25 protein-coding genes are annotated in these 24,427 nt (G+C 46.0%); 22 read left to right on the top strand and 3 right to left on the bottom strand.

Annotated features, from left to right (window positions below):
• The first annotated feature begins 157 nt into the window (after positions 1-157).
• From dnaA to VC178_RS03075, 10 genes are all read left to right on the top strand, one after another.
• Positions 158-1,585, top strand: coding sequence for a chromosomal replication initiator protein DnaA (gene dnaA / locus VC178_RS03120; protein ID WP_323481559.1), 1,428 nt, complete (start codon positions 158-160; stop codon positions 1,583-1,585).
• Positions 1,586-1,849: 264 nt separating this feature from the next.
• Complete coding sequence (gene dnaN / locus VC178_RS03115; protein WP_323481558.1) at positions 1,850-2,965, top strand: DNA polymerase III subunit beta; 1,116 nt, start codon at positions 1,850-1,852, stop codon at positions 2,963-2,965.
• Positions 2,966-2,976: 11 nt separating this feature from the next.
• On the top strand, positions 2,977-5,475 hold the full coding sequence (gyrB, locus tag VC178_RS03110) for a DNA topoisomerase (ATP-hydrolyzing) subunit B (RefSeq protein ID WP_323481557.1): 2,499 nt from the start codon (positions 2,977-2,979) through the stop codon (positions 5,473-5,475).
• A 2-nt stretch (positions 5,476-5,477) separates the two neighbouring features.
• The gene (locus VC178_RS03105) at positions 5,478-5,972 is read left to right on the top strand and encodes an SET domain-containing protein (RefSeq protein WP_215319423.1); all 495 of its coding nucleotides are present in this window, start codon (positions 5,478-5,480) and stop codon (positions 5,970-5,972) included.
• 14 nt (positions 5,973-5,986) lie between these two features.
• Entirely contained in the window at positions 5,987-6,208 is a 222-nt protein-coding gene (locus tag VC178_RS03100) for a DUF3717 domain-containing protein (RefSeq protein WP_323481556.1), read from the top strand.
• Between the two features lie 99 nt (positions 6,209-6,307).
• Positions 6,308-7,069: an ABC transporter ATP-binding protein gene (locus VC178_RS03095; RefSeq protein ID WP_323481555.1), complete on the top strand. Its 762-nt coding sequence runs from the start codon at positions 6,308-6,310 to the stop codon at positions 7,067-7,069.
• A complete protein-coding gene (locus VC178_RS03090) occupies positions 7,066-7,770 on the top strand; it encodes an ABC transporter ATP-binding protein (RefSeq protein ID WP_216175931.1) in 705 nt (234 codons plus the stop codon). The genes VC178_RS03095 and VC178_RS03090 overlap by 4 nt, the downstream gene beginning before the upstream one ends.
• A gap of 28 nt (positions 7,771-7,798) precedes the next feature.
• Complete coding sequence (locus tag VC178_RS03085) at positions 7,799-8,995, top strand: ABC transporter substrate-binding protein (RefSeq protein ID WP_216123415.1); 1,197 nt, start codon at positions 7,799-7,801, stop codon at positions 8,993-8,995.
• Between the two features lie 2 nt (positions 8,996-8,997).
• Positions 8,998-9,882: a branched-chain amino acid ABC transporter permease gene (locus tag VC178_RS03080; RefSeq protein WP_323481554.1), complete on the top strand. Its 885-nt coding sequence runs from the start codon at positions 8,998-9,000 to the stop codon at positions 9,880-9,882.
• Positions 9,879-10,835 carry a branched-chain amino acid ABC transporter permease gene (locus VC178_RS03075; RefSeq protein ID WP_323481553.1) on the top strand — a complete coding sequence of 319 codons (957 nt, stop codon included), beginning with the start codon at positions 9,879-9,881 and terminating at the stop codon, positions 10,833-10,835. Before VC178_RS03080 ends, VC178_RS03075 begins: the two co-directional genes overlap by 4 nt.
• Before the next feature lie 5 nt (positions 10,836-10,840).
• On the opposite strand, the gene VC178_RS03070 is transcribed toward VC178_RS03075, so the two are convergent.
• Genes VC178_RS03070 through VC178_RS03060 form a run of 3 tightly spaced genes read right to left on the bottom strand, consistent with a single transcriptional unit; the run spans position 10,841 to position 13,801 of the window.
• Positions 10,841-11,848, bottom strand: coding sequence for a phosphotransferase family protein (locus VC178_RS03070; protein WP_416350524.1), 1,008 nt, complete (start codon positions 11,846-11,848; stop codon positions 10,841-10,843).
• A gap of 13 nt (positions 11,849-11,861) precedes the next feature.
• Positions 11,862-12,632: an SDR family oxidoreductase gene (locus VC178_RS03065; RefSeq protein WP_323481551.1), complete on the bottom strand. Its 771-nt coding sequence runs from the start codon at positions 12,630-12,632 to the stop codon at positions 11,862-11,864.
• A complete protein-coding gene (locus tag VC178_RS03060) occupies positions 12,632-13,801 on the bottom strand; it encodes an acyl-CoA dehydrogenase family protein (protein WP_323481550.1) in 1,170 nt (389 codons plus the stop codon). The genes VC178_RS03065 and VC178_RS03060 overlap by 1 nt, the downstream gene beginning before the upstream one ends.
• Positions 13,802-13,960: 159 nt before the next feature.
• On the opposite strand from VC178_RS03060, the gene VC178_RS03055 reads away from it, so the two are divergent.
• From VC178_RS03055 to atpG, 12 genes are all read left to right on the top strand, one after another.
• Entirely contained in the window at positions 13,961-14,698 is a 738-nt protein-coding gene (locus VC178_RS03055; RefSeq protein WP_215296074.1) for a sulfite exporter TauE/SafE family protein, read from the top strand.
• Positions 14,699-14,804: 106 nt separating this feature from the next.
• Positions 14,805-16,724, top strand: coding sequence for a tRNA uridine-5-carboxymethylaminomethyl(34) synthesis enzyme MnmG (gene mnmG, locus VC178_RS03050; protein WP_323481549.1), 1,920 nt, complete (start codon positions 14,805-14,807; stop codon positions 16,722-16,724).
• Positions 16,721-17,389: a 16S rRNA (guanine(527)-N(7))-methyltransferase RsmG gene (gene rsmG / locus VC178_RS03045; RefSeq protein WP_323481548.1), complete on the top strand. Its 669-nt coding sequence runs from the start codon at positions 16,721-16,723 to the stop codon at positions 17,387-17,389. The genes mnmG and rsmG overlap by 4 nt, the downstream gene beginning before the upstream one ends.
• A gap of 18 nt (positions 17,390-17,407) precedes the next feature.
• Positions 17,408-18,178: a ParA family protein gene (locus VC178_RS03040; RefSeq protein ID WP_216123437.1), complete on the top strand. Its 771-nt coding sequence runs from the start codon at positions 17,408-17,410 to the stop codon at positions 18,176-18,178.
• Positions 18,179-18,200: 22 nt separating this feature from the next.
• A complete protein-coding gene (locus VC178_RS03035; RefSeq protein WP_215296078.1) occupies positions 18,201-19,094 on the top strand; it encodes a ParB/RepB/Spo0J family partition protein in 894 nt (297 codons plus the stop codon).
• A gap of 23 nt (positions 19,095-19,117) precedes the next feature.
• Positions 19,118-19,606, top strand: a complete 489-nt coding sequence (locus tag VC178_RS03030; protein ID WP_323481547.1) for an ATP synthase subunit I — start codon at positions 19,118-19,120, stop codon at positions 19,604-19,606.
• Between the two features lie 31 nt (positions 19,607-19,637).
• Complete coding sequence (atpB, locus tag VC178_RS03025; protein WP_215296080.1) at positions 19,638-20,528, top strand: F0F1 ATP synthase subunit A; 891 nt, start codon at positions 19,638-19,640, stop codon at positions 20,526-20,528.
• A gap of 42 nt (positions 20,529-20,570) precedes the next feature.
• Positions 20,571-20,837: a F0F1 ATP synthase subunit C gene (atpE, locus tag VC178_RS03020; protein WP_028818346.1), complete on the top strand. Its 267-nt coding sequence runs from the start codon at positions 20,571-20,573 to the stop codon at positions 20,835-20,837.
• Positions 20,838-20,900: 63 nt separating this feature from the next.
• Positions 20,901-21,371 (top strand): F0F1 ATP synthase subunit B, encoded by a 471-nt coding sequence (locus VC178_RS03015; protein WP_215296081.1) that lies wholly within the window; start codon positions 20,901-20,903, stop codon positions 21,369-21,371.
• A 1-nt stretch (position 21,372) separates the two neighbouring features.
• Positions 21,373-21,909: a F0F1 ATP synthase subunit delta gene (locus VC178_RS03010; RefSeq protein WP_215297218.1), complete on the top strand. Its 537-nt coding sequence runs from the start codon at positions 21,373-21,375 to the stop codon at positions 21,907-21,909.
• A gap of 45 nt (positions 21,910-21,954) precedes the next feature.
• Positions 21,955-23,496, top strand: a complete 1,542-nt coding sequence (gene atpA, locus VC178_RS03005) for a F0F1 ATP synthase subunit alpha (protein ID WP_215296082.1) — start codon at positions 21,955-21,957, stop codon at positions 23,494-23,496.
• Between the two features lie 15 nt (positions 23,497-23,511).
• The gene (gene atpG / locus VC178_RS03000) at positions 23,512-24,381 is read left to right on the top strand and encodes a F0F1 ATP synthase subunit gamma (protein ID WP_215296083.1); all 870 of its coding nucleotides are present in this window, start codon (positions 23,512-23,514) and stop codon (positions 24,379-24,381) included.
• The last annotated feature ends 46 nt before the right edge of the window (positions 24,382-24,427 follow it).

Here is a 24,427-nt window from a genome sequence, read left to right as displayed (position 1 = left end):
ATATGTAGGTGTTTTTCTCTATTTTTACTTACTTTTTGACTAAAACATTAATTCATAAGGGATTTTTTCTTTTATTCACAAGTTATCCACAGTTTTTCCACGAACTTTTACCTTGTGGATAACTTTGTGAGGTGGCTACAATGGATCCTCCAAAAATATGAGCAACCTACAAAATCCCCCCGCCTTGAATTCAGTCAGCCCCTTGGGTTTTTGGGATAGCGCCCTTGGTGCCCTGTCCCGCGAGCTGTCGCCTCAGCAATTCAAAACCTGGATACAGCCCTTAACCCTTCTTTCTTTTGAAGAGAGTGAACATTCACTAACATTGGGTGCACCAAATCGATTTAAGTTAGACTGGATTAAGAAAACTTTTGCGGACCGCTTTCAAGAGCTTGCCTCCCAATACTTTGGCAACCCAATTAATGTCAGTTTTGTACTTGCCGTAGAGGGCTCAGCAAGCACTCCAGTAACGATTGTCGCCAAAGAAGTAGAGGCCTCTGAGGTCAGGGTAGCCGTTGAGATTGCCCCTACCATTTCTGTGGAAGAGCAATCTTTCGAGATTGAGGATCACTCAAAACTAAATCCAAACCTCACCTTTGAAACCTTTGTAACCGGTAAGGCAAACCAACTAGCAAGGGCCGCATCGATTCAGGTTGCCCACAACCCGGGGACATCCTACAACCCCATGTTTTTATACGGTGGGGTTGGTTTAGGAAAAACCCATTTAATCCATGCGATTGGCAACCACCTTTTAAAAGAAAAGCCAAATGCCCGAATTCGCTATATTCATGCGGAACAATATGTTTCAGATGTGGTTAGGGCTTATCAACAAAAAGCCTTCGACCGCTTTAAGCGCTACTACCACTCGCTAGACCTTCTATTGATTGATGATATTCAATTCTTTAGCGGAAAATCGAGGACTCAAGAAGAGTTTTTCTACGCTTTTGAAGCCCTGTTGAGCAACAAGTCCCAGGTCATTATTACGAGCGACACCTATCCCAAAGAGATGGCAGGAATTGACGATCGCCTGATTTCTCGTTTTGACTCTGGCCTAACGGTCGCAATCGAGCCTCCTGAGCTAGAGATGCGGGTAGCTATTTTGATGAAGAAGGCTGTGAGCGAGGGCATCCCCATGAGTGAAGATGTTGCTTTCTTTGTAGCAAAACACCTACGCTCAAATGTTCGTGAGTTAGAGGGGGCTTTACGTAAGATTTTGGCTTATGTTCGCTTCCACGGTCGCGAGGTAACCATAGAGGTTGCGAGAACCGCCCTTAAGGACCTTCTCTCAATCCAGAACCGTCAAATTTCTGTCGAAAATATTCAAAAAGCTGTTGCTGATTTTTACAGCATCAAGGTCGCTGATATGTATTCGAAAAAGCGTCCGGCTAACATCGCGCGCCCACGCCAAATCGCCATGTTTATGGCAAAAGAGTTGACCCAAAAAAGCCTCCCTGAGATCGGCGAGCTCTTTGGCGGAAGAGACCACACTACCGTTCTACACGCCGTTCGAAAGATTGGTGACGAACGGGCGCATGATAGCCAGCTGAACCACGAAATTCACGTTATCGAGCAAACCTTGAAAGCATAATTTTTTGCCTGTGGATAAGCTTGTGGGTAACCATGGGGATATGTTTGGGGATTGGTTGTGGATAAATTGTGAAGAGTCCACACTTCATGCAAAAATAGGGTGTTGGTAAAAAGTTATCCCATTTTTATGCAGTCTTTATACAGAAGTTTTCCACAGATTTTTAGACGTTTAATGTGTTGTTTTGTTTGAGGTTTTTGACTTATCCACGGAAAAACGAAGCCTTATTACTATTACTACTAAGATATATACAAGGATTTAAAAGCAATGCAACTTGTTAACACCTCTCGCGATAATTTATTGAAACCACTACAAGTGGTTAGTGGGATTGTTGAGCGTAGACATACACTTCCCATTTTGGCTAACCTCTTATTTAAAAAGAGTGGCGAGAAGGTATCTTTTGTTTCTACTGATATCGAAATTCAAATTACCACTAACGCAAATTTTGGCGTTGGCTCAGAGGATGTAACGACAACCGTGGCAGCAAGAAAGTTGTTGGATATTTTGCGCGCTTTACCAGAAGGGCCGGTATCGCTTAATCTTAAAGACAATCGCATGGTAGTGCAGAGTGGCAAAAGCCGCTTTTCGCTGCAAACCCTATCTGCTACAGAATTTCCTGTAATGCAAAGTGTTGGTGAGGTGATGGCAGCCTGGAAGATGTCACAAAAGAGTTTCCGCCAACTTATTAGTCAAGTTCATTTCTCAATGGCGCAGCAAGATATCCGTTATTACCTAAATGGTATGTTGTTGGTGATTGAGGGTAAAGAGGTTGTCGCTGTTGCAACTGACGGTCATCGCTTGGCGTTTTCCCAAGTGGAGCTTGCTGAAGCTCCGTCTGGTTCAGGTCAAAGACAAGAAATTATTATTCCTCGCAAAACCATTCTAGAGTGCCAACACCTTCTTGAAGATTCTGATGAGCCTTTAGAAATCAGCTTAACCGCAAACCAGGTGAAGTTCGCCTTTGGGGACATTGAGCTTATTTCTAAACTGGTTGAAGGTAAGTTTCCAGATTTCCAAAGGGTAATTCCCAAGGGACATAAAAACTCTTTAACAGTTGATCGCGATGTACTGCAAGCTGCACTTCAACGCGCTGCGATTTTGACCACAGACAAATTTAAAGGAGTTCGTTTTTCCCTATCACCAAATCGCATTACCGTTCAATCAACCAATGCTGAGCAAGAAGAGGCGCAGGAAGAAATTGAGACCGAATATGGCGGCGATGCAGTAGAGATTGGCTTTAATGTGAGTTATTTACTAGACGTCTTAGCAAATCTAAAGAATGAAAAAATTCAAATTAGTTTGGGAGATGCAAACAGTAGTGCTGTGATTACATTACCTGGATCAGAGAACTTTAAGTACGTTGTAATGCCAATGCGCATTTAATTTAGAAGAACATGACTGAAGAAAAAAAAGTAGTAGAGCAGTACGGCGCCGCATCGATTCAAATCTTAGAGGGTCTAGAAGCTGTTCGTAAACGTCCTGGTATGTACATTGGAGACACCTCTGATGGCACAGGATTGCACCACCTTGTTTTTGAGGTTTTAGATAATTCAATCGACGAAGCATTAGCGGGATACTGCTCCGAGATTACGGTTGTTATACAAACCGATAATTCCATCTCAATTGTGGATAACGGCCGGGGTGTACCAACTGGCATCAAATACGACGACAAGCATGAGCCAAAGAGAAGTGCGGCTGAAATTGTGATGACTGAGTTACATGCTGGTGGTAAGTTTGATCAAAACAGTTATAAGGTTTCTGGTGGTTTACATGGCGTGGGTGTAAGTTGCGTCAATGCGCTCTCAAAGTGGTTAAAGCTCACGATTCGTCGCGACGGCAAAGCACATTACATGGAGTTTGCTCGTGGCGTTATTCAGAATCGCAACATCCAGCAGGAAAATGGCGTTGCTACCTCACCCATTACCGTTACAGGCGACACCGAACTTTCAGGCACTGAAGTTCATTTCTTAGCCGACGAAGAGATTTTTGGAAATGTTGAGTTTCATTACGAAATTCTAGTAAAGCGTATTCGTGAACTCTCGTTCTTGAATAACGGGGTACATATTAAATTGATTGACCAGCGTACTGGCCAGGAAGAAGACTTTGCATTTTCTGGCGGCGTCAAAGGTTTTGTTGAGTACATCAACCAAACCAAAAATGTTTTACACCCTAATATTTTTTATGCCGAAGGCATTCGCCCTTCCGACCTCGGTGGTCAAATTACTGCTGAAGTTTCAATGCAATGGAATGATAGCTTTAGCGAACAAGTGCTTTGTTTTACCAACAACATTCCCCAGCGGGATGGCGGCACCCACTTAACTGGTTTGCGTGCTGCGATGACGCGAGTCATTAACAAATACATTGATGAAAACGAAGTAGCCAAAAAAGCAAAAGTAGAAATTTCCGGCGATGATATGCGCGAAGGCCTTGCCTGCGTCTTGTCGGTGAAAGTGCCGGAGCCAAAATTTTCTAGCCAAACAAAAGACAAGCTGGTTTCAAGCGAAGTTCGTGGGCCGGTAGAAGAAATTGTTGCTGAGGCCTTAAGCGCTTACCTGCAGGAGCGACCAGCCGACGCAAAAATTCTTTGTGGAAAAATTGTCGACGCTGCTCGTGCCCGTGAAGCTGCGCGTAAGGCGCGCGACATGACAAGACGCAAGGGCGCATTAGATGGTTTGGGTTTGCCTGGTAAGTTGGCAGACTGTCAAGAAAAAGACCCAGCAAAGTCCGAGTTATTTATTGTTGAGGGCGACTCCGCAGGCGGCTCTGCTAAACAGGGGCGAGATCGTCGCTTCCAGGCAATTCTTCCCTTAAAGGGAAAAATTCTGAACGTTGAAAAAGCCCGCTTTGACAAAATGTTGGCAAGCCAAGAGGTTGTAACACTCATTACGGTATTGGGCACCGGTATTGGTGTTGAAGAATATAAAGCTGACAAACTCCGTTATCACCGGATCATCATCATGACCGATGCGGACGTAGATGGAAGCCACATTCGTACGCTGCTCTTAACATTCTTCTATAGGCAGATGCCAGAGTTGATTGAGCGTGGCCACATTTATATTGCTCAGCCACCACTCTATAAGGTGAAGTTTGGTAAGAGCGAGCAATATATTAAAGATGATGCAGAGCTCAATCAATTGTTGCTAAAGATTGCCCTAGAAACCGCCTCTCTCCAGACCCCGACGGGAGAGTTGATCGAGGGCGAATCATTGAACGAGTTGGCCAAGCACTACCAAGTTATTCAGTCGATTGTCGATCGCTTGTCTCGCACCATTGATGAAGATGCACTGCGAGCCATTGCTTCTGGTACCCAATTGAATTTGGATACCGAAAAATCAGCGAATGAATCTGCGGATCGATTAAGGTTGGCTCTTGCTGATTCGCTCAATCCACTGGCTCTGCCACCAGAAATTATTGTGCAAAAAGAAGATCGCACTGAGCGTTTTCGTTTGTTGTTATCACGCCGTATTCATGGCAACCTCAAACTATCCACAATTAATTCTGACTTTGTTCATGGCGATGACTATCAGAGCCTTGCGAATGCAGCAGCTGTTTTGTCGGGCAGGGTTTTGCCTGGCACACGGGTGCGCCGCGGAGATCCAGATAAGAATCAAAAAGAGCAAACCATTAATGACTTTAGGGGCGCTTTTTCTTGGTTGTTGTCCGAGGCAGAGCGTGTCTTAAGCCGCCAGCGATATAAAGGTCTTGGTGAGATGAATCCATCCCAACTATGGGAAACCACCATGGATGCGAGCTCTCGCACTTTGTTACAAGTAAAAATCGAAGATGCAATTGCTGCGGATCAAGTCTTTACAACGCTGATGGGCGACGAAGTGGAGCCCCGTCGCGCATTTATTGAAAAGAACGCACTTATTGCTCGTAACCTAGACGTTTAAATATGGCATCTAAAAAATTAAAACCACCAAAGGTGGATCGGTCTTTTATTGTTGTGAAGTCTTCACCGATCCATGGCAAAGGCGTTTTTGTAGTTAAGCCTATTAAAAAAGGCCAGGTAATCATTGAGTACAAAGGGGAGCGCATTAGTTGGAAGCTTGCCGAGAAGCGCCATCCACACGACCCCAAAGACCCAAACCATACATTTTATTTTTCCCTAGATGATGGTCGCGTGATTGATGCTAAGTATGGCGGTAATGCTGCGCGTTGGATTAATCACTCTTGTAAACCTAGTTGCGAAACGCGCGAAGATATCTACGATGGTAAGCCACGCGTTTTCATTTATGCCAAGCGAGCCCTTAAGGTTGGCGAAGAACTTTTTTATGACTACTCCCTGGACATTGAGGGTCGCGTCACTAAGCAGATGAAAAAAGATTACGAATGTCGTTGTGGGGCTAAAAAGTGCCGCGGCACAATGCTTGCGCAAGATAAAAAATAAACCACCCACTTTTTATGTTGTACATCACCATTCAAGAACTTGAGGCGGCCATTAATTATTGGCGCAATCAATCTCCAGCGGTGGGGGATGAGTTGCGTTTATGTCCCGAAGCGGCCGCCCTTGCCAAGCCATATGCCCTCATGATTGTTCAGGGCTCACAACGGATGCCGCTGGATGTTTTGGATGAGCTTGCAAGAACTGCCATCCAAACATTTAATAGGCTGACCCAAAGCTAAGCTATAAACCCCTAAAGTTTAGGGTTATCGCTATATAAAGCAAGCCCGTCTTGGGGTATCCTCAATACCTTGCCCCAGCAAAGGGTAGAGGACAATAGATTGCAAGAAACAATATTAGAGACAATTGGCCTGGGGAAATCCTTTAAGGGGTTTTCTGCTGTTACTGATGTTAACTTAAAGGTGTCAAGGGGGAGTATTCATGCCCTCATAGGACCCAATGGGGCGGGCAAAACCACATGCTTCAATTTGCTAACTAAATTCTTAGAACCCAGTAGCGGTCAAATCCTATTTAATGGTTTAGATATTACAAATGAGGCCCCAGCCTTAATTGCACGACGGGGAATTATTCGCTCCTTTCAAATTTCAGCTGTTTTCCCCCATTTAAGCGTTTTAGAAAACGTTCGTGTTGCGCTGCAGCGAGGGCTGGGTACCGAGTTTCATTTTTGGAAATCCGGCGACTCTCTCAATATTCTGAACGATCGCGCCCTAGAGCTGCTTCATGAAGTTGGTTTGGAGGAGTTTGCCCACGAGCAAACTTTGAACCTGGCTTATGGACGTAAGCGAGCGCTAGAAATTGCAACCACTCTAGCCATGGAGCCAGAATTAATGCTCTTAGATGAGCCTACTCAAGGGATGGGGCACGAGGACGTAGAGCGCGTCACAGAGTTGATTGATCGCGTTGCTAAGGGACGCACCATCTTGATGGTTGAGCACAATATGAAAGTTGTTGCTTCGATTGCTGATCGGATTACTGTGCTCCAGCGCGGGGCCATTTTGGCAGAAGGCCCTTATCAAGAGGTTTCGAAAAACCCGCTAGTGATTGAGGCCTATATGGGCAGCCACGGGGGCGATAATTTATGAGTGGTATGGCGCTAGAGGTTAAAAATTTAGAGTCCTGGTATGGGGAGTCCCATATTTTGCATGGTGTAAATTTTGCGGTGCGCGATGGTGAGGTTGTCACGCTTTTAGGAAGAAACGGCGCTGGCAGAAGCACCATTCTGAAAACCATCTTGGGCATGACCAGTAAGCGTAAGGGTGTTATCAATGTCTTTGGAGTCGAGACTGTCGATCTCCCAACCTATCAAATTGCTCGTCTAGGCATTGGCTATTGTCCAGAAGAGAGAGGTATTTTCGCCAGCCTAGACGCGCAAGAGAACCTACTACTTCCTCCAAAGGTTTCTTCTGGTGGCATGGAGCTAGAAGAAATTTACGAGATGTTCCCAAATCTTTATGAAAGAAGAAATAGTCCGGGCACCAGACTTTCTGGTGGTGAGCAGCAAATGCTGGCTATGGCTCGAATTTTAAGAACTGGCGCCAAACTTTTGTTGTTAGATGAGATCACCGAAGGCCTCGCGCCTGTGATTGTCGAAAAACTTGGTGAGGTGGTATCTAAATTAAGAAATAAGGGCTTTACGATTGTCTTGGTAGAGCAAAACTTTAGATTTGCGGCGGAACTTGCAGACAGACATTATGTGGTTGAAAGTGGTTTGATAGTAGAGGTGGTTGAGCGTGCAGACTTAAAGGCCAAGGCCGAAGTCTTAAACGGTTATTTAGGCGTTTAGTCGGGTGTTTACTTTTAAAGGAAAAACAATGAAGCGGACTTTAATTTCTATGGCAGTGGCAGCCCTAGCTGCAGTTTCTAGTGGTGCGAATGCGGCGGATCCATCCGCTGTAAAAATTGGTTTTATTACTGATATCTCTGGTTTGTATTCAGATATTGATGGTCAGGGTGGTTTGGAGGCGATCAAGATGGCTATTGCCGACTTTGGCGGCAGTGTTTTGGGTAAAAAAATTGAAGTGGTTTCAGCGGACCACCAAAACAAAGCAGATATTGCTGCATCTAAAACTAGAGAATGGATCGACCAAGACGGCGTTACCGTTGTCTTTGGTGGAACCAACTCCGGAACTGCGTTAGCAACTTCAAAAGTGGCCGCAGAAAAAAAACGGATTTACATCAATAACGGCGCTGGCACTTCCGCATTAACCAATGAACAGTGCACCCCATACACCATTCACTACACCTATGACACGGTTGCTTTGGCAAACGGCTCAGCTAAAGGGATGATGGATAAAGGCTTAAAGACTTGGTATTTTTTGACTGCTGACTACGCTTTTGGTTATGCCCTTGAGAAAGATGCAACGAACGTGATTAATGCCAGCGGTGGAAAGGTTTTGGGAACATCAAAGCACCCATTAAATGCGAGCGATTTTTCATCTTATCTATTGCAGGCACAGGCTTCAAAAGCTCAGGTTTTGGGCTTAGCTAATGCGGGTGGCGACACCATTAATTCCGTCAAGGCTGCCAATGAGTTCGGCATTACCAAAACCATGAAGATTGCTGGTTTATTAGTATTTATTACTGATGTACACGCAATTGGTATCCAAAATGCACAAGGCTTGCTAGCTACCGAGGCCTGGTATTGGGATCAAAACGACCAGACGCGTAAGTTTGCAAAACGTTTCTTTGAAAAAATGAAACGCATGCCAACAATGGTTCAGGCAGGCAACTATTCATCTACGATGACCTATTTGAATGCTGTTAAAGCGGCCGGCACCAGTGATTCAGACAAAGTGATGCAGCAAATGCGCAAGGTCAAAATTAACGATATGTTCACGAAAAATGGTTATATCCGCAAAGACGGAACCATGGTCCACGACATGTATCTTTATGAAGTGAAGGCCCCAAGCGAAGTCAAAAGTCCGTGGGATTACTACAAGTTAGTTGCTACCGTGCCTGGGGAAAAAGCTTTTGCTCCAGAGGCTTATTCTCAGTGCGCTAATAAGTAATCTTGGAAATCTTCGGCCTTTCTATTTCCGCTCTGTTAAGCCAGCTCCTTTTGGGGCTGGTTAACGGCAGCTTCTATGCAATCCTCAGTTTGGGATTGGCGGTAATCTTTGGCCTGTTAAATGTGATTAATTTTTCACATGGCGCCATGTTTATGTTGGGCGCCATTGTGACGTGGATGGCTGGGCAATATTTTGGAATTAACTATTGGGTAATGCTGATATTGGCCCCAAGCATTGTTGGTTTGATTGGCATTGTGATTGAGCGTCTATTGCTAAGGCATTTGTATAAGCTCGATCATTTGTACGGATTGCTGTTGACCTTTGGTTTAACGCTTTTTATCGAGGGCGTGCTGCGCTCCATATATGGCGCTTCGGGTTTGTCTTATAGCGCTCCCGATGCCTTGCGCGGAGCCACCGATTTAGGTTTTATGGTTTTACCAAACTATCGCGCATGGGTGGTGCTTGCTTCCCTTACGGTATGTTTTGCCACGTGGTACGTGATAGAAAAAACTAGCATTGGCGCTTATTTACGCGCTGGCACAGAAAACCCAAAACTAGTTCAGGCATTTGGGGTGAATTTTCCTCTGATGACAACATTGACTTATGGGTTTGGGGTGGCACTTGCGGCATTTTCAGGCGTGCTCGCTGCGCCGATTATTCAGGTTTCTCCGCTGATGGGGTCTAACCTCATCATTGTTGTGTTTGCTGTGGTGGTGATTGGCGGCATGGGTTCTATCATGGGGTCAATTGTTACTGGCCTAGGATTGGGTTTGGTTGAGGGCTTGACCAAGGTGTTTTATCCAGAAGCTTCAAGCACTGTGGTATTTGCAATCATGGTGATTGTTTTGCTCTTTAGGCCGGCAGGCTTGTTTGGGCGTGAAAAATGAAATCACTTAAGCTCTGGCTTTTTCTGGCAATACTTGCTGTCGCAATAGCGGCACCATTTTTTGCTTACCCCATTTTCCTAATGAAGATTTTATGTTTTGCTCTTTTTGCGGCAGCATTTAATTTATTGTTGGGCTATACAGGCCTTCTATCTTTTGGCCATGCCGCATTTTTCGGTGGCGCCGGATACTGTGCGGGATATTTGATGCGAGAAATGGGCGTTGGCCCGGCAGGCGGAATCTTGCTTGGGGTTTTGTTTGCTGCAGCCTTGGGTGCGCTGATTGGCGGCCTTGCAATTAGAAGACAGGGCATTTACTTTTCTATGATTACTTTGGCCTTGGCGCAAATGTTTTACTTTATTTGCCTGCAAGCCCCAGCTTCTGGGGGCGAGGATGGCTTTCAGGGTATCCCAAGAGGCGAACTATTTGGCCTAATCAACTTACAAAATGACTTAAATCTTTATTACTTTGTTTTGGCTACAACACTTGTTGGGTTCTTATTCATTTCCAGAATCATTTCCTCCCCGTTTGGACAGATCCTAAAAGCAATTAAAGAAAACGAGCCGCGTGCAATATCTCTAGGCTATAACGTCAATCGTTTTAAGTTTTTAGTATTTATTTTGTCTGCTGCACTAGCTGGTTTGGCTGGGGCCGTTCAAGCATTAGTCTTAGGCTTCGAGACGCTGACAGATGTGCACTGGTCAATGTCCGGCTTGGTTATTTTGATGACCTTGGTTGGTGGTGTTGGCACCTTGGTGGGCCCATTTGTTGGGTCGCTGGTAATTGTTCTGCTTGAACATAGAGTGGGTGAGATTGGAAACTTCTTAGCTCAAATTACGGGTGTCGCGTGGTTTAACTCTTTGGGCGAGTCCGTCACCATTGTTACGGGCCTGATATTTGTTTTCTGTGTAATGGCTTTTCGCCGCGGCTTAGTTGGTATCTTTACTAAAAAGTAATAGCTTTACTGTTGTGTACAACCCCAACCGAGATCAGCAAGTGCCCCCGCTTTTGCCCCGTTTTCAATGGCATCACTTGCATTGGCATTGCCATCCATTGCGCGCTTGGTAATGCCGTGCAAAATTGCCGAAATTCGAAATAAGTTGTAGGCCATTAAAAAAGGCCAGTGTTCTGAAATCGATCTTCCCACTTGTTTTTCATACATAGCGATATATTCAGACTCACTAGGAATTCCTAGTGCAAGCAAGTCGAGGCCTTGTATTCCACGCCATAGGGTTGGCGGGATTCTCCAGGCCATGCATTGGTAAGCAAAGTCAGCCAACGGGTTGCCAAGCGTAGAAAGCTCCCAATCCAAAACGCCAATGATGCGTAAATCCGTTTTGTGAAAGATGAGATTGTCCATGCGAAAGTCGCCATGGATGAGCGAAGTTTCGTCTCCAGCAGGAATGTGCTCGGGCAACCAGTCCATCAATTTATTAAGAGAATCGGGTATGGCAATACTCGCTTCGCGCACCTGCCGAGACCAGCGCGCAATTTGTCTTGCAAAATAGTTACCAGGCTTACCAAAAGTTTCTAATCCAAGCGACGCATAATCTAGGCGATGTATAGCAGAGATGGTGCGATTCATTTCTTCATAAATCTTACGACGATCATTTGCTGATATGTCTGGCAAAGACTGATCAACGAATACCCTTCCATCAAGATATTCCATGATGAAAAAGGCGGTTCCAATAATGCTCTCATCTTCACAATAAGTTAGCATTTGGGGAACCGGTACGTCTGTACCTGCCAGCGCTTTCATCACGCGATGCTCTCGATCAACCGCATGCGCTGATGGTAATAAAACCCCATTCGGTTTTTTTCTGAGCACGTAATGAGAACTGCCGTTAGTAATTTTGAATGTCGGGTTCGATTGGCCACCAGTTAGCTGGTTAAGCTCAATGCGGCCTCTAATAAACCCTAATGAATTTAAGTACTGCTCAAGCGACTCTTGAAAAGAGGGGGTTTGCATAAGCAATTTGTATTTATAAGCCGTTAATCAGGTGGCCGCTATCTACCGCAATAGTTGCACCGGTCATTGCAGTGCTACCGTCAGAGGCTAAGAGCAATAATGGCCCATTTAAGTCTTCTAAATTATTAAAGCGCCGTGAAGGGATGCGCGCCAGAATTTTTTGTCCAGCTTCACTTAGTAGAAATTCGCGATTGAGGTCAGTAATCACATAGCCTGGTAACAGGGCATTGACGCGGATTTGATGACGCGCTAATTCAAGAGCCATTACTTTTGTGAGTTGGACCACGCCTGCTTTTGAGATGACATAAGGGGCCACCCCGCCGATGACTCGCTCCCCCAAGATAGAGGCAATATTGACAATGTTTCCAGGCTTATTGGCTGCCGCTAGTCGCCGCGCCGCTTCGGTAGCAACCAACCAACAGCCCTTCAGATTCGTATCGATTACCCGATCCCAGTCTTCCTCAGTTTGGTCAAGTAATTTGCGATTGATGCTCATGCCAGCGTTGTTGATAACGATCGTCGGCAATGACCATTGCGCAAGCTCATCAAAACACTGCGTCACACTTTTGTTGTTCGTGACATCAAGCTCAAATGCTTTTGCTTGGCCGCCCAATTGAGTAATTTCATCGACTACAGATTGAAGTTGGTCTACACGTCGAGATGCGATTGCTACCTTTGCGCCAGCCTTGGCAAGCAGTAGCGCGCAATGCCTGCCGATACCACTCGACGCGCCCGTTACAAGCGCTGTTTTATTAGCTAATCGAAACAGCTGATTGATATCCATCACTTAGTTTCTTTATTTCCAATAATTTTGCGAGCCATGCTCCAACGATGAACTTCACTTGGGCCATCGTAGATTCGGAAGCCACGCATATCTTTAAAAATTTTCATCAGCGCGGTTTCACTGGTGACACCTTGGCCACCCAACATTTGTACGCAACGATCTACCACTCGCCACTCAGCCTCAGAGCAAATGACTTTTGCGCGACTAGACTCAAAATTGCAACGTTGCCCTTGATCCAAAAGCCAGGCAGTATGCCAAATATTTAGTCGAGAGGTTTGCAGATCCATATCGTTATCTGCCAACATAAATCCAACGCCCTCATGCTCGCCTAAAATTTTCCCAAAGGCTTCTCTTTTCTTTGCGTAGGCAATTGCAATGTCTTGCGCACGTTGCGCTTGACCAAGCCAACGCATGCAATGGGTTAGTCGCGCAGGTGCTAAACGTACTTGAGCATTTTTAAAGCCCTTACCAAGCTCACCCAATATTTGTTTGGAAGAGACGCGTAAATTTGTGAACCGAAGAACGCTATGTCCGCCAGCAAAGCAGCTATCCATCGCATCCATATTTCGAACAAGCTCAATGCCTGGCACATTCATGTCTGATAAAAACATGGTGGCAGAGCCATCTTCCCCGCGGGCCATGATGATGACAAAGTCTGCTCCATCGGCCCCAGTAATAAACCACTTTAGACCGTTAATAAGATAACCTTCACCATCTTTAGCTGCTGTGGTCATGAGCATTGAAGGATCTGAGCCAGCACCGGGAGCAGGTTCTGTCATGGCAAAACATGAGCGAATTTTTCCTGCGACCAAGGGGCGAAGCCAACGCTCTTTTTGTTCTGGACTAGCAATTTCTTCTAGTAAATGAATGTTGCCTTCATCGGGCGCGTGGATATTCATCGCAGTCGGCCCTAATGAAGAGTAGCCCGCCTCTTCAAAAACGATGGCTTTTTCTATATGACTTAATCCTAAGCCACCCATTTCAATCGAAGCGTGTGGCGTTAATAAACCCGCTTTTCGAGCAAGCTCGATTAATTCCTTACGTAACTCTTCGGAGGGACCATGTTCATTTTGGCGCGGATCTTTTTCGAACGGAACCACTTGATCGCGAATAAATGAGCGCGTCCGATCCCGCAACCCTTCTAGTTTGGGCGTTAAAGAGAAGTCCATTGTTAGATTGTAATAGCAGGCAAAACTGAAATTACACTTAAAACTTCCTATGACTAAAATACATTTTGAATAAGGCTGCCACGTAAGACCTTATGATTATTTTTTTTAATTGAGCCCCTTATCGAATTTTCAATTTTCATTTGGCCCTTGCTATTGGCGATGGCTTTTTTTGCTGGCTTAGTTGATGCAGTGGCTGGCGGCGGAGGCTTAATTCAGGTCCCCGCTCTATTTGCTGCTTACCCTAACGAACATCCTGCAACATTACTTTCTACTAATAAAGTTTCTGCTGTTGGCGGCACTTTAAATGCTGCACGAAAATATTTACATCATGTATCTCTGCCCTGGGCGGTTGTATTGCCTGCAATCGTGGCGGGTTTTTTGGGCTCGCTTTTGGGTGCCAGCGCAGTTAGCAGCTTTCCAGCAGAGCCTTTGCGTAAAGCGCTGCCCTTTGTTTTGCTATTTCTTTTGCTCTACACCTGGTTTCAGCCATCGCTTGGTGAGGCCCATGCTCCCAAAGGCGAAAGTCGTTTTCAGCAACTTAAAGCAGCTACGCTTGGTCTAACTATTGGGTTTTACGATGGCTTCTTCGGCCCTGGCACCGGCAGCTTTTTGCTTTTTGGTTTTGTGCGATTTTTTGCTTTTGACTTTTTGCATGCCTCAGCTGCAACAAAACTGGTGAATGTCGCCACTAATTTGGCTGCTATCTTGATGCTAGCCAGTCTTGGGCAAATTAACTGGCCTCTTGGTTTGGCCATGATGATTGCCAACATTGCAGGCAGTCAATTTGGAAGCCGCCTGGCAATTCAACACGGCAGCTCATTTGTTAGAAAGGCTTTTTTGGTCATTGTGACGGCTTTGATTCTGAAGTCAGCCTGGAATGCATATTTTATCAATTAAATCAACGACTTATAAATTATTCCATTGATTTTCCAAGATTTTATGATCTTTTGTTTCACGTGAAACAAACAAAATGCTATGATCATCGCCCTATCTGAGGCAAATCATGCGTTATTCCAAAAGTTTCGATGTCATTGTTGTAGGCGGTGGGCACGCTGGGACTGAGGCTGCCCTTGCATCGGCGCGCATGGGCTGCGACACCCTATTAATTACCCACAGCATTGAAAATCTGGGGGCAATGAGTTGCAATCCTTCGATTGGAGGAATTGGTAAGGGCCACTTAGTTAAAGAAATTGATGCCATGGGTGGTGCCATGGCTGCCGCAACAGACGAGGCAGGAATCCAGTTCCGGATTCTCAATTCAAGCAAGGGTCCCGCGGTTCGTGCGACTCGTGCTCAAGGCGATCGAATCCTCTATAAAGCTGCTATCCGACGTAGGCTCGAAAACCAACCCAACTTGAGCCTATTTCAGGCTGCGGTAGACGATCTTATAGTTCAGGGCGACGAGGTTCAAGGTGTGTTGACCCAAATGGGCCTCGAGTTTATTGCCAAAAAAGTAGTTCTTACCGCAGGAACCTTTTTGGACGGCAAGATCCATGTTGGCTTGAATAACTATGCCGGTGGTCGTGCAGGTGATCCTGCGGCCGTTTCCCTCTCTGCCCGCCTGAAAGAGCTAAAACTTCCCCAGGGTAGACTAAAGACTGGCACCCCGCCTCGCATTGATGGCAGAACTATTGACTTCTCGGTGATGCTTGAGCAGCCTGGCGACTTGGATCCGCTCCCCGTTTTTTCCTATTTAGGGCGCCCAGAACAGCATCCCAGGCAGGTTCCCTGCTGGATTTCTCATACAAATGAGAAAACGCATGACATTATTCGGGGTGGTTTGGATCGCTCGCCAATGTATACGGGCGTGATTGAGGGCGTTGGTCCACGCTACTGCCCTTCGATTGAGGACAAAATTCATCGTTTTGCCTCTAAAAATAGCCATCAGATCTTTTTGGAGCCTGAGGGACTAACAACCAATGAGTTTTATCCCAATGGGATTTCAACTAGCCTCCCCTTTGATATTCAATGGGATTTGGTCCGCAGCATTCGCGGCTTAGAGTCTGCAGTCATTGTGCGCCCGGGGTATGCCATTGAGTATGACTTCTTTGATCCACGCCAATTGCGCCATAGCCTAGAGACTAGGGTTATTGGGGGTTTATATTTTGCTGGGCAGATCAATGGCACGACGGGTTATGAAGAGGCTGCCGCCCAAGGCATGTTGGCAGGTATTAATGCTGGATTGGCCTCCCAAGGCAAAGAACCTTGGCTTCCAAAGCGGAGCGAATCCTATATTGGTGTCCTCGTAGATGACTTAATCACCCGCGGGGTCCAAGAGCCCTACCGTATGTTTACTAGTCGTGCCGAGTACCGCTTGAGCTTGCGCGAAGACAATGCAGATATGCGTTTAACTGGGATTGGTCGTGAACTTGGCTTGGTTGATGACTATCGTTGGGAAGTATTTTGCAGAAAACAAGAGGCTGTTTCACGTGAAACATCTCGTTTGCAAGATATTTGGGTGGGGCCAAAACATGAAGCCGCCCCCCTGATTTCTCAGTTGCTGGGTCAAGACTTATCCCATGAATGTAATTTAACCGAGCTTTTAAGGCGTCCCGGCATTACTTATCAAGCCATTGCTAGCTTGGGTAGCGGCATGTGGTCGCCAGGTGTTTTGGATGAAGATCTCGGTTTAGCTGCTCAAATTAGTGACCAGGTCGAGATTTCCATTAAATACCAGGGCTACATTGATCGTCAGGCACTTGAAATTACCCGTCAGGAGCACAACGAGACCTTCCCCCTCCCAGAGTCGCTTGATTATTCGCAAGTTCTGGGCCTGTCTAAAGAGGTTCAGCAAAAGCTGAATTTGCATAAGCCAGCAACACTGGGTCAAGCAGGAAGAATCTCAGGAGTAACTCCAGCAGCACTTTCTTTGCTTTTGGTACACCTTAAAAAAGGTTTGGGCCGAACCCAAGAGGCTGCATGACCGAAGATTTGCTTGCGCTGGGCATTGAAGAATTGGGCCTCAATTTAAGTGAGGCCAACATTGCAGACTTAGAGGTTTTTTTGCAAGAAATGAGCCGCTGGAATCAGGTGCATAACCTCACGGCAATTGAAGATCAAAAAGATTCAGTGCGCCTCCACCTGATTGATTCTATTTCTGTTTTACCTCTATTGAGGCAATTTCTAAAGACATCCACGCCTAAAATTGCCGACCTTGGCTCGGGCGGTGGCTTGCCAGCCATTCCCATTGCCATTGTCCAGCCTGAGTGGCGCTTGAGTCTGATTGAGGCAATCCGTAAAAAGACGGCTTTTTTGCAACATATACGAGGAAAGCTAAAGCTCAAAAACATCGAAGTATTAAGCGAAAGAGTTGAAAATGTTGCGATGCAACAACCTGGTCAATTTGATGCCGTTATTTCACGTGCGTTTACCAATCTAGCGCGCTTTTTGGAGCTCTCCTTGCCACTTCTTAAGCCGGATGGTCTCGTATTTGCCATGAAAGCTAAGCGGGCGGACGAGGAAATGGCTGAAGTAAGTAAAGACGATTGGTGTTTATTGGCCGATCAAGCCCTGTTTATTCCTAATCTGCCGGTAGAGCGCCGCTTGTTGGTGTTCACCCCCGTGAGAAAATCGAATTCTTCCCTTTAAGCAAACCCTAAAGCACCCATGGCAAAAATATTCTGTATTGCAAATCAAAAAGGCGGCGTTGGTAAGACCACTACCGCGGTTAATTTAGCTGCGGGATTGGTTGGGCTTGGACAGCGAGTATTGCTGGTGGACTTAGATCCGCAAGGGAATGCCACGATGGGCTCTGGGGTTGAAAAAGCAGATTTGAACAACAGTGTTTATCAAGTTTTAATTGGCTTGGCTGCAGTAAAAGATTGCGCACAACCTTGCGAAAGTTCTGGCTACGATGTGTTACCCGCAAATCGTGATTTAGCAGGAGCGGAAATTGAATTGGTAGATATGGATGCGCGCGAATCACGTTTAAAAGATGCGCTTGCGCAAGTAGCTACTGACTACGACTTCATCTTGATTGATTGCCCGCCTGCTTTGTCATTGTTAACACTCAATGGATTGTGTGCTGCGAATGGCGTCATCGTACCAATGCAGTGTGAGTACTTTGCGCTAGAAGGCTTGTCGGATTTGGTAAACACCATTAAACAAGTGCATGCCAATTTAAATCCTGACCTGGTGATTATCGGTTTATTGCGAGTGATGTTTGATGCGCGCATGACCTTGCAACAGCAAGTATCCGATCAGTTAATAGAACACTTTGGAGATAAGGTCTTTAAGGCGATTATTCCTCGTAATGTCAGGCTTGCCGAGGCGCCATCTTATGGCCTTCCGGGCGTTGCGTTTGACAAGACATCGCGCGGTGCAAAAGCATATTTAGAATTTGGCGCCGAGATGGTTGAGCGCATCAAACACATGTAATTTTTTAAGAAGATAGAACATCATGGTTGCCATTAAGAAAAAAGGTTTGGGCAGGGGTTTAGAGGCCTTGCTCGGTGAGAAAGCTGCGCAAGCGAACTCTTCCGCAGAAATAAACCGTTTGCCCTTAACTGCATTGCAAGCGGGTAAATACCAGCCACGTCAAAAAATGGAAACGGGCGCACTTCAAGAATTGGCGGAGAGCATTCGAGAACAAGGTGTGATGCAACCGCTCTTGGTGAGAATGGTAAGCGCTGGTAAGTACGAAATTATTGCTGGTGAAAGACGCTTTCGTGCCGCCACGCTTGCCGGCTTAAAAGAAGTTCCTGTTTTGGTTTCTGATGCTGATGATCAAGCCGCAGCCGCAATGGCTTTGGTAGAGAATATGCAACGTGAGGACTTAAACCCTCTAGAGGAGTCACAGGGTTTGGCGCGTTTGATCGAAGAATTTGGTTTTACGCATGAACAGGCTGCAAAAGCAGTGGGCAAGTCCCGTAGCGCCATTAGTAATTTATTGCGCTTAGCACAGCTGGCCAAGCCTGTACAAGCAATGCTGTTGGCGGGTGATATTGATATGGGCCATGCCCGTGCGCTGTTGCCGCTTCCTGGTGCTAGCCAGGTTGCACTGGCACAGAAGATTGCCGCTCAAGGCCTTTCTGTGCGCGAAGCGGAAAGAATGGCTGCAGCGCTGGTAATTGCAGGCGGACAAATTGGGGACAAAAAAACAAAGACTAAGGCTGGTGAAGTTGTGCCGAGTCGTGATCCTGACATGCGCCGCTTAACCCAAGAAATCGCTGATTTAATTGGGTTAAATGCTGAATTTAAGTTCAAAGGCAAAGGTGGAGAGCTCAGAATTCGCTTTAGCCAGTTTGATGAGCTTGATTCCCTATTAAAAAAGCTGGGTATAGCGGCTGACTAGCTGCTCATTGGCAAAAGACTTTTGTGAATAACAAACCGCTCAATACCAAACGTGAATGGGATGAAATTGAGGAAGATTCCTTTAAAACCCTTAGCAAAGAAGAAATGGATGCCTTGCGTGCATCAAAGCCACGTAATTTTTCTTCAATCAATTCATGGTGGGTTGTTTTAAGTCAGGTAGCGGTTACTCTGGCGATTGCTGGAGCGTGCTTTGTTTTTTCCAGTCAAGCTGATAAAAGCGTTTATACTTATTCGGCTTTAGTAGGCGGTTTGATTGGATTTTTGCCTTCCGCGCTGTTTTTGATGCGAATAGAGGCGGCAAAGAAGAGTGTCAAACGCAGCCCCGGCGGCTTTTTGGCGGCAGTGGTTTCTGGCGAATTTATCAAAATCCTAGCAACTATCGTTTTGTTCATAGGCTTTGCCCTAAAGCAGCCTGATTTGAAATGGATCCCGTTGCTTGTTACTTATTTGGCTACCCTCAAGTGTTACTTGTTGGCGTGGTTTTGGAAGTAACAAGAAGCAAATAAACAAGGACAAGTAAGAGATGTCTAGTGAAGTTAACGCAGCAGCAGAAGTAGGCCACCACGCGGCTACAGAAGCGCTTACACCAACTGCTTACATTGCGGAACATCTGCAAAATCTCAACAATATTGGGGGGCCACAGGCATCCATTATTGACTTCAGCGTTATTCATTTCGATACCATGTTTTGGACCACCCTCATGGGTTTGGTCGCAGTCCTACTGCTGGTGATCGCTGCTCGCAAAGCTTCGCCAGGTGTCCCGGGCCGCTTTCAATGTTTGGTTGAAATGCTGGTTGAAATGGTCGAGACTCAATCCAAAGGGATTGTTCACGGTGACAGATCTTATATTGCCCCATTGGCCCTGTTTGTTTTTTGCTGGATCATTCTCTTAAATACTTTGGATTTAGTTCCGGTAGATTGGGTTGTTGGCGTCAATCACTTTATTGAAGGTTTTGGTGTGCACGTGCCGCACCATAAGATTGTTCCAACCACGGATCTAAATGCCACCCTCGGAATGTCTTTCTCAGTGTTGCTGTTGGTTTTCTTTTACAGCTTCAAGGTAAAAGGCGTTGGCGGATTTCTGCATGAGCTCATTTCTGCCCCTTTTGGCGCTAAGTGGTATTTGGCCCCATTTAATCTCATCCTCAACATCATTGAATATATTGCTAAAGGTGTTTCTTTAGGAATGCGACTTTTTGGCAATATGTATGCAGGCGAGTTGATATTTTTGTTGATCGCCCTTTTGGGAAGTATGTGGACCTTCAATTTAGATCTCTACATGCTCGGCTTTGTTGGCAACGTACTTGCTGGCTCTGCTTGGGCAATTTTCCATATTTTGGTGATTTTGTTGCAAGCCTTTATTTTCATGATGTTGACCTTGGTTTACATCGGCCAAGCGCATAGTCACCATTAACCTTTTTATTTTTAACCTCACCTTCAATACTTAGGAGTAAACATGCAAGCATTCTTAGCCAACATTCAAGGACTAACCGCTATCGGTATTGGCCTCATCATCGGCCTCGGCGCTTTAGGAGCCTGTTTGGGCATTGGCCTAATGGGTGGTAAGTTCATTGAGGGCGCTGCCCGTCAACCAGAACTCATCAACGAATTGCAAACCAAAATGTTCCTTTTGGCTGGTTTGATCGACGCTGCGTTCTTGATCGGCGTTGGTGTTGCAATGTTGTTTGCTTTCGCAAACCCACTGCTCGCAGTTATTAAGTAATTGTTTTGGCGTGGATGACCAACGGGTCATCCAACCGTTCTCAACAATACTGAAAGGAATATCGTGAATCTGAACGCGACCCTATTCGCGCAAATGATCGTCTTTTTTGTCTTATGGTGGGTGGTTGCACGTTTTGTGTGGCCTCCATTGGTTAAGGCATTAGACGAGCGTTCGACCAAAATTGCAGATGGCTTGGCTGCGGCCGAGCGCGGCAAAGAAGAATTAGCACTCGCAAATAATGCGGCCGAGCAAGAGCTTTCTAAAGCACGTCAAGAAGGTATTCAGCGTGTGGCTGAAGCAGAAAAACGTGCGCAAATGTCAGCCGAAGAAATTCGTGCGAACGCACAAGCTGAAGCTGCGCGCATCATCTCGCAAGCAAAAGAAGATGCTGATCAACAAGTAACTCGTGCTCGTGAAGTATTGCGTGCGGAAGTGGCTGTGTTAGCCGTTAAAGGCGCTGAGCAGATTTTGCGTCGTGAAGTGGATGCAAAAGCCCACGGCGCATTGCTTGACCAACTTAAGGCAGAGCTTTGATATGGCTGAGTTAGCCACCATTGCACGTCCTTATGCTGAGGCACTTTTTCAAAGTGCTCAGTCTGCTGAACTTGCTTCGATGCTCGAGCAGTTGAATGAATTGGCTCAGCTCGCTGTGCTGCCGGAAGTCGCTGGTTTGTCTAATAATCCAAAAGTTTCTGCTGATGATTTGACTAAGCTTCTTTCCGGTATGGTCAAGACAAAGTTAGATGGCAAAGTTTCTAGCTTTTTAAGCCTTGTGAATCAAAGCCATCGTCTCGCAGCCATCCCTGAAATTGCAAGCCAATTTGAGTCGATGAAAAATAAAAGCGAAGGTGCAGCAGAAGTAATGATTACCAGCGCATTCCCTCTAGAGGGAAGTGCACTAAATGATTTGTTGTCAAGTTTGAAGAAGCGCTTTGGGGGTAAAGATTTGCGCCCAACTATTCAGGTTGATCCAGCATTGATTGGCGGTGTTCGCATTCAAGTTGGCGATGAAGTAATGGATAGTTCTGTAAAGGCACGGTTAGCTCAAATGCAAGCAAGTCTTGGCGCATAAGTTATCCCGATTAAGAACATACGAAATAAGACCCAGGAGTAAGTAATGCAACTCAACCCTTCCGAGATCAGCGAGCTGATCAAAAGCCGAATTAGCGAAATGGGCGTTGACACCCAGTCTCGCAATGAAGGTACTGTCATTTCAGTGACCGACGGTATTTGCCGCGTTCATGGCTTGTCAGGTGTTATGCAAGGCGAAATGTTGGAGTTCCCTAACAACACTATCGGCCTCGCCTTGAACCTTGAGCGTGATTCTGTTGGTGCTGTAGTGTTGGGTGAATACACCCACATTAAAGAAGGCGACCCCGTTAAATGTACGGGCCGCATTTTAGAAGTTCCCGTTGGCCCAGAGTTGCTCGGGCGCGTTGTTAACGCACTTGGTCAACCCATTGATGGTAAAGGCCCAATTAATACCAAGTTAACTGACTTTATTGAAAAAGTTGCTCCTGGCGTGATCGCACGTCAATCTGTTAGCCAGCCAGTACAAACGGGTTTGAAAGCGATTGACGCGATGGTTCCTATTGGCCGTGGTCAACGTGAGTTGATCATTGGCGACCGTCAAACTGGTAAGACAGCGGTTGCAGTTGACGCGATCATTAATCAAAAGGGCAAAGGCGTTTATTGCGTTTACGTGGCGATTGGTCAAAAGGCTTCTACTATTGCTAACGTGGTTCGCAAGCTCACAGAATTGGGCGCGATGGATTACACCGTAGTGGTTGCAGCGAGTGCTTCTGAGTCTGCAGCGATGCAATACCTCTCTGCATACGCAGGTTGCACCATGGGTGAATATTTCCGCGATCGTGGCGAAGATGCTTTGATTGTTTACGATGACTTGACCAAGCAAGCGGTTGCTTATCGTCAAATCTCCTTGTTGCTACGTCGCCCACCAGGTCGCGAAGCCTATCCTGGTGACGTGTTCTACCTCCACTCACGCTTGCTCGAGCGCGCTGCTCGTGTAAACGCTGAGTATGTTGAGAAGTTCACCAACGGCGCAGTAAAAGGTAAAACCGGTTCTTTGACTGCATTGCCAATTATTGAAACTCAAGCTGGTGACGTTTCTGCATTCGTTCCAACCAACGTGATTTCCATTACTGACGGTCAGATCTTCTTGGAAACTGATTTGTTCAACGCTGGTGTGCGTCCTGCGATTAACGCCGGTATTTCTGTTTCCCGCGTTGGTGGTGCAGCACAAACTAAAGTCATTAAGAAATTGTCTGGTGGTATTCGTACCGACTTAGCGCAATACCGTGAATTGGCAGCGTTTGCTCAGTTCGCCTCAGATCTTGACGAAGCAACCCGCAAGCAGCTTGAGCGCGGTCGTCGTGTTACTGAATTGTGTAAGCAGGCTCAATATAAGCCGCTTCAAGTTTGGGAAATGGCTGCTTCACTCTATGCCGTGAACAATGGTTTTTTTGACGATATCGAAGTGAAGAATGTATTGCCGTTTGAAAAGGGCTTACAAGATCATTTGAAATCTAAATATGCAGATTTAGTTGGCCGCATCGAAGAAACTAAAGATTTGAGCAAAGAAGACGAAGCCGCTTTGCGTGCTGCGATTGAGGACTACAAGCGTTCAGCAGCCTTCTAAGGACGCATAGAGATCATGGCCGGCACAAAAGAGATACGATCAAAGATCAAGAGCGTGCAAAACACGCGCAAGATCACGAAGGCAATGGAAATGGTCGCCGCATCCAAGATGCGTCGCGCCCAGGAGCGCATGCGTAATGCGCGCCCATATGCTGAAAAAATTCGTGAAATTGTGGCCAATCTTTCTAAAGCAAATCCTGAGTACCGCCCTGCTTACATGGCGACTCGTGAAGTAAAGAAAGTTGGCACGATCTTGGTTACAACAGACAAAGGCTTATGCGGCGGTTTGAATACCAACGTACTGCGTTTGATTGCTAACCAAGTGCGTGAGTTGCAAGACAAAAATGTTGGTATTGAGTACACCGCGATTGGTTCAAAAGGCCTGCAATTTCTGAATCGTTCAAAAGCGAAACTCATTTCTCAAACAATCCAAATTGGTGACACACCGCATTTAGATGTTTTGATTGGCGCAATTACTGCCCAGTTAGAGGCGTTTGAGAGAGGTGAGATTGATGCGGTCTATTTGGCATATACCCGTTTTGTAAATGCAATGAAACAAGAGCCTGTTTTAGAGAAGCTTTTGCCTTTAGAGCCAGCTGCTTTGACTCCTGAAGATAAAGCAGGCCCCTCTTGGGATTACATCTATGAGCCTGACGCTGAGTCCATCTTAAATGGCCTGTTGAAGCGTTACGTTGAAGCAATGATTTACCAAGCCGTTGCTGAAAACATGGCTTCTGAGCAATCTGCACGCATGGTCTCAATGAAGGCCGCTTCAGATAATGCGAAGAACGTGATTGGCGAATTGCAATTGGATTACAACAAAACACGACAAGCTGCCATTACCAAAGAGTTGTCAGAAATTGTTGGTGGAGCGGCTGCTGTTTAAGCGGTCAGCGTTTAGGAATACAAAGAATTTAGGAATTAAGAGCGGA

The organism is Polynucleobacter sp. AP-Sanab-80-C2, from assembly GCF_035012965.1.
In the GTDB taxonomy this organism is placed as follows: Bacteria; Pseudomonadota; Gammaproteobacteria; order Burkholderiales; family Burkholderiaceae; genus Polynucleobacter.
Note: the sequence above shows the minus strand (reverse complement) of the source record. Positions and strands in the feature narration are given on the sequence as shown.

What these genes read in the sequence shown, in the direction of transcription:
- atpA (WP_215296082.1), top strand. Translation starts at nt 21,955, where the DNA reads ATGCAACTCAACCCTTCCGAGATCAGCGAGCTGATCAAAAGCCGAATT.
- VC178_RS03040 (WP_216123437.1), top strand. Translation starts at nt 17,408, where the DNA reads ATGGCAAAAATATTCTGTATTGCAAATCAAAAAGGCGGCGTTGGTAAG.
- VC178_RS03010 (WP_215297218.1), top strand. Translation starts at nt 21,373, where the DNA reads ATGGCTGAGTTAGCCACCATTGCACGTCCTTATGCTGAGGCACTTTTT.
- atpE (WP_028818346.1), top strand. Translation starts at nt 20,571, where the DNA reads ATGCAAGCATTCTTAGCCAACATTCAAGGACTAACCGCTATCGGTATT.
- gyrB (WP_323481557.1), top strand. Translation starts at nt 2,977, where the DNA reads ATGACTGAAGAAAAAAAAGTAGTAGAGCAGTACGGCGCCGCATCGATT.
- dnaA (WP_323481559.1), top strand. Translation starts at nt 158, where the DNA reads ATGAGCAACCTACAAAATCCCCCCGCCTTGAATTCAGTCAGCCCCTTG.
- mnmG (WP_323481549.1), top strand. Translation starts at nt 14,805, where the DNA reads ATGCGTTATTCCAAAAGTTTCGATGTCATTGTTGTAGGCGGTGGGCAC.
- dnaN (WP_323481558.1), top strand. Translation starts at nt 1,850, where the DNA reads ATGCAACTTGTTAACACCTCTCGCGATAATTTATTGAAACCACTACAA.
- VC178_RS03100 (WP_323481556.1), top strand. Translation starts at nt 5,987, where the DNA reads ATGTTGTACATCACCATTCAAGAACTTGAGGCGGCCATTAATTATTGG.
- VC178_RS03085 (WP_216123415.1), top strand. Translation starts at nt 7,799, where the DNA reads ATGAAGCGGACTTTAATTTCTATGGCAGTGGCAGCCCTAGCTGCAGTT.
- VC178_RS03035 (WP_215296078.1), top strand. Translation starts at nt 18,201, where the DNA reads ATGGTTGCCATTAAGAAAAAAGGTTTGGGCAGGGGTTTAGAGGCCTTG.
- VC178_RS03065 (WP_323481551.1), bottom strand. Translation starts at nt 12,632, where the DNA reads ATGGATATCAATCAGCTGTTTCGATTAGCTAATAAAACAGCGCTTGTA.
- rsmG (WP_323481548.1), top strand. Translation starts at nt 16,721, where the DNA reads ATGACCGAAGATTTGCTTGCGCTGGGCATTGAAGAATTGGGCCTCAAT.
- VC178_RS03055 (WP_215296074.1), top strand. Translation starts at nt 13,961, where the DNA reads ATGGCTTTTTTTGCTGGCTTAGTTGATGCAGTGGCTGGCGGCGGAGGC.
- atpG (WP_215296083.1), top strand. Translation starts at nt 23,512, where the DNA reads ATGGCCGGCACAAAAGAGATACGATCAAAGATCAAGAGCGTGCAAAAC.
- VC178_RS03105 (WP_215319423.1), top strand. Translation starts at nt 5,478, where the DNA reads ATGGCATCTAAAAAATTAAAACCACCAAAGGTGGATCGGTCTTTTATT.
- VC178_RS03090 (WP_216175931.1), top strand. Translation starts at nt 7,066, where the DNA reads ATGAGTGGTATGGCGCTAGAGGTTAAAAATTTAGAGTCCTGGTATGGG.
- VC178_RS03060 (WP_323481550.1), bottom strand. Translation starts at nt 13,801, where the DNA reads ATGGACTTCTCTTTAACGCCCAAACTAGAAGGGTTGCGGGATCGGACG.
- atpB (WP_215296080.1), top strand. Translation starts at nt 19,638, where the DNA reads ATGTCTAGTGAAGTTAACGCAGCAGCAGAAGTAGGCCACCACGCGGCT.
- VC178_RS03070 (WP_416350524.1), bottom strand. Translation starts at nt 11,848, where the DNA reads ATGCAAACCCCCTCTTTTCAAGAGTCGCTTGAGCAGTACTTAAATTCA.
- VC178_RS03075 (WP_323481553.1), top strand. Translation starts at nt 9,879, where the DNA reads ATGAAATCACTTAAGCTCTGGCTTTTTCTGGCAATACTTGCTGTCGCA.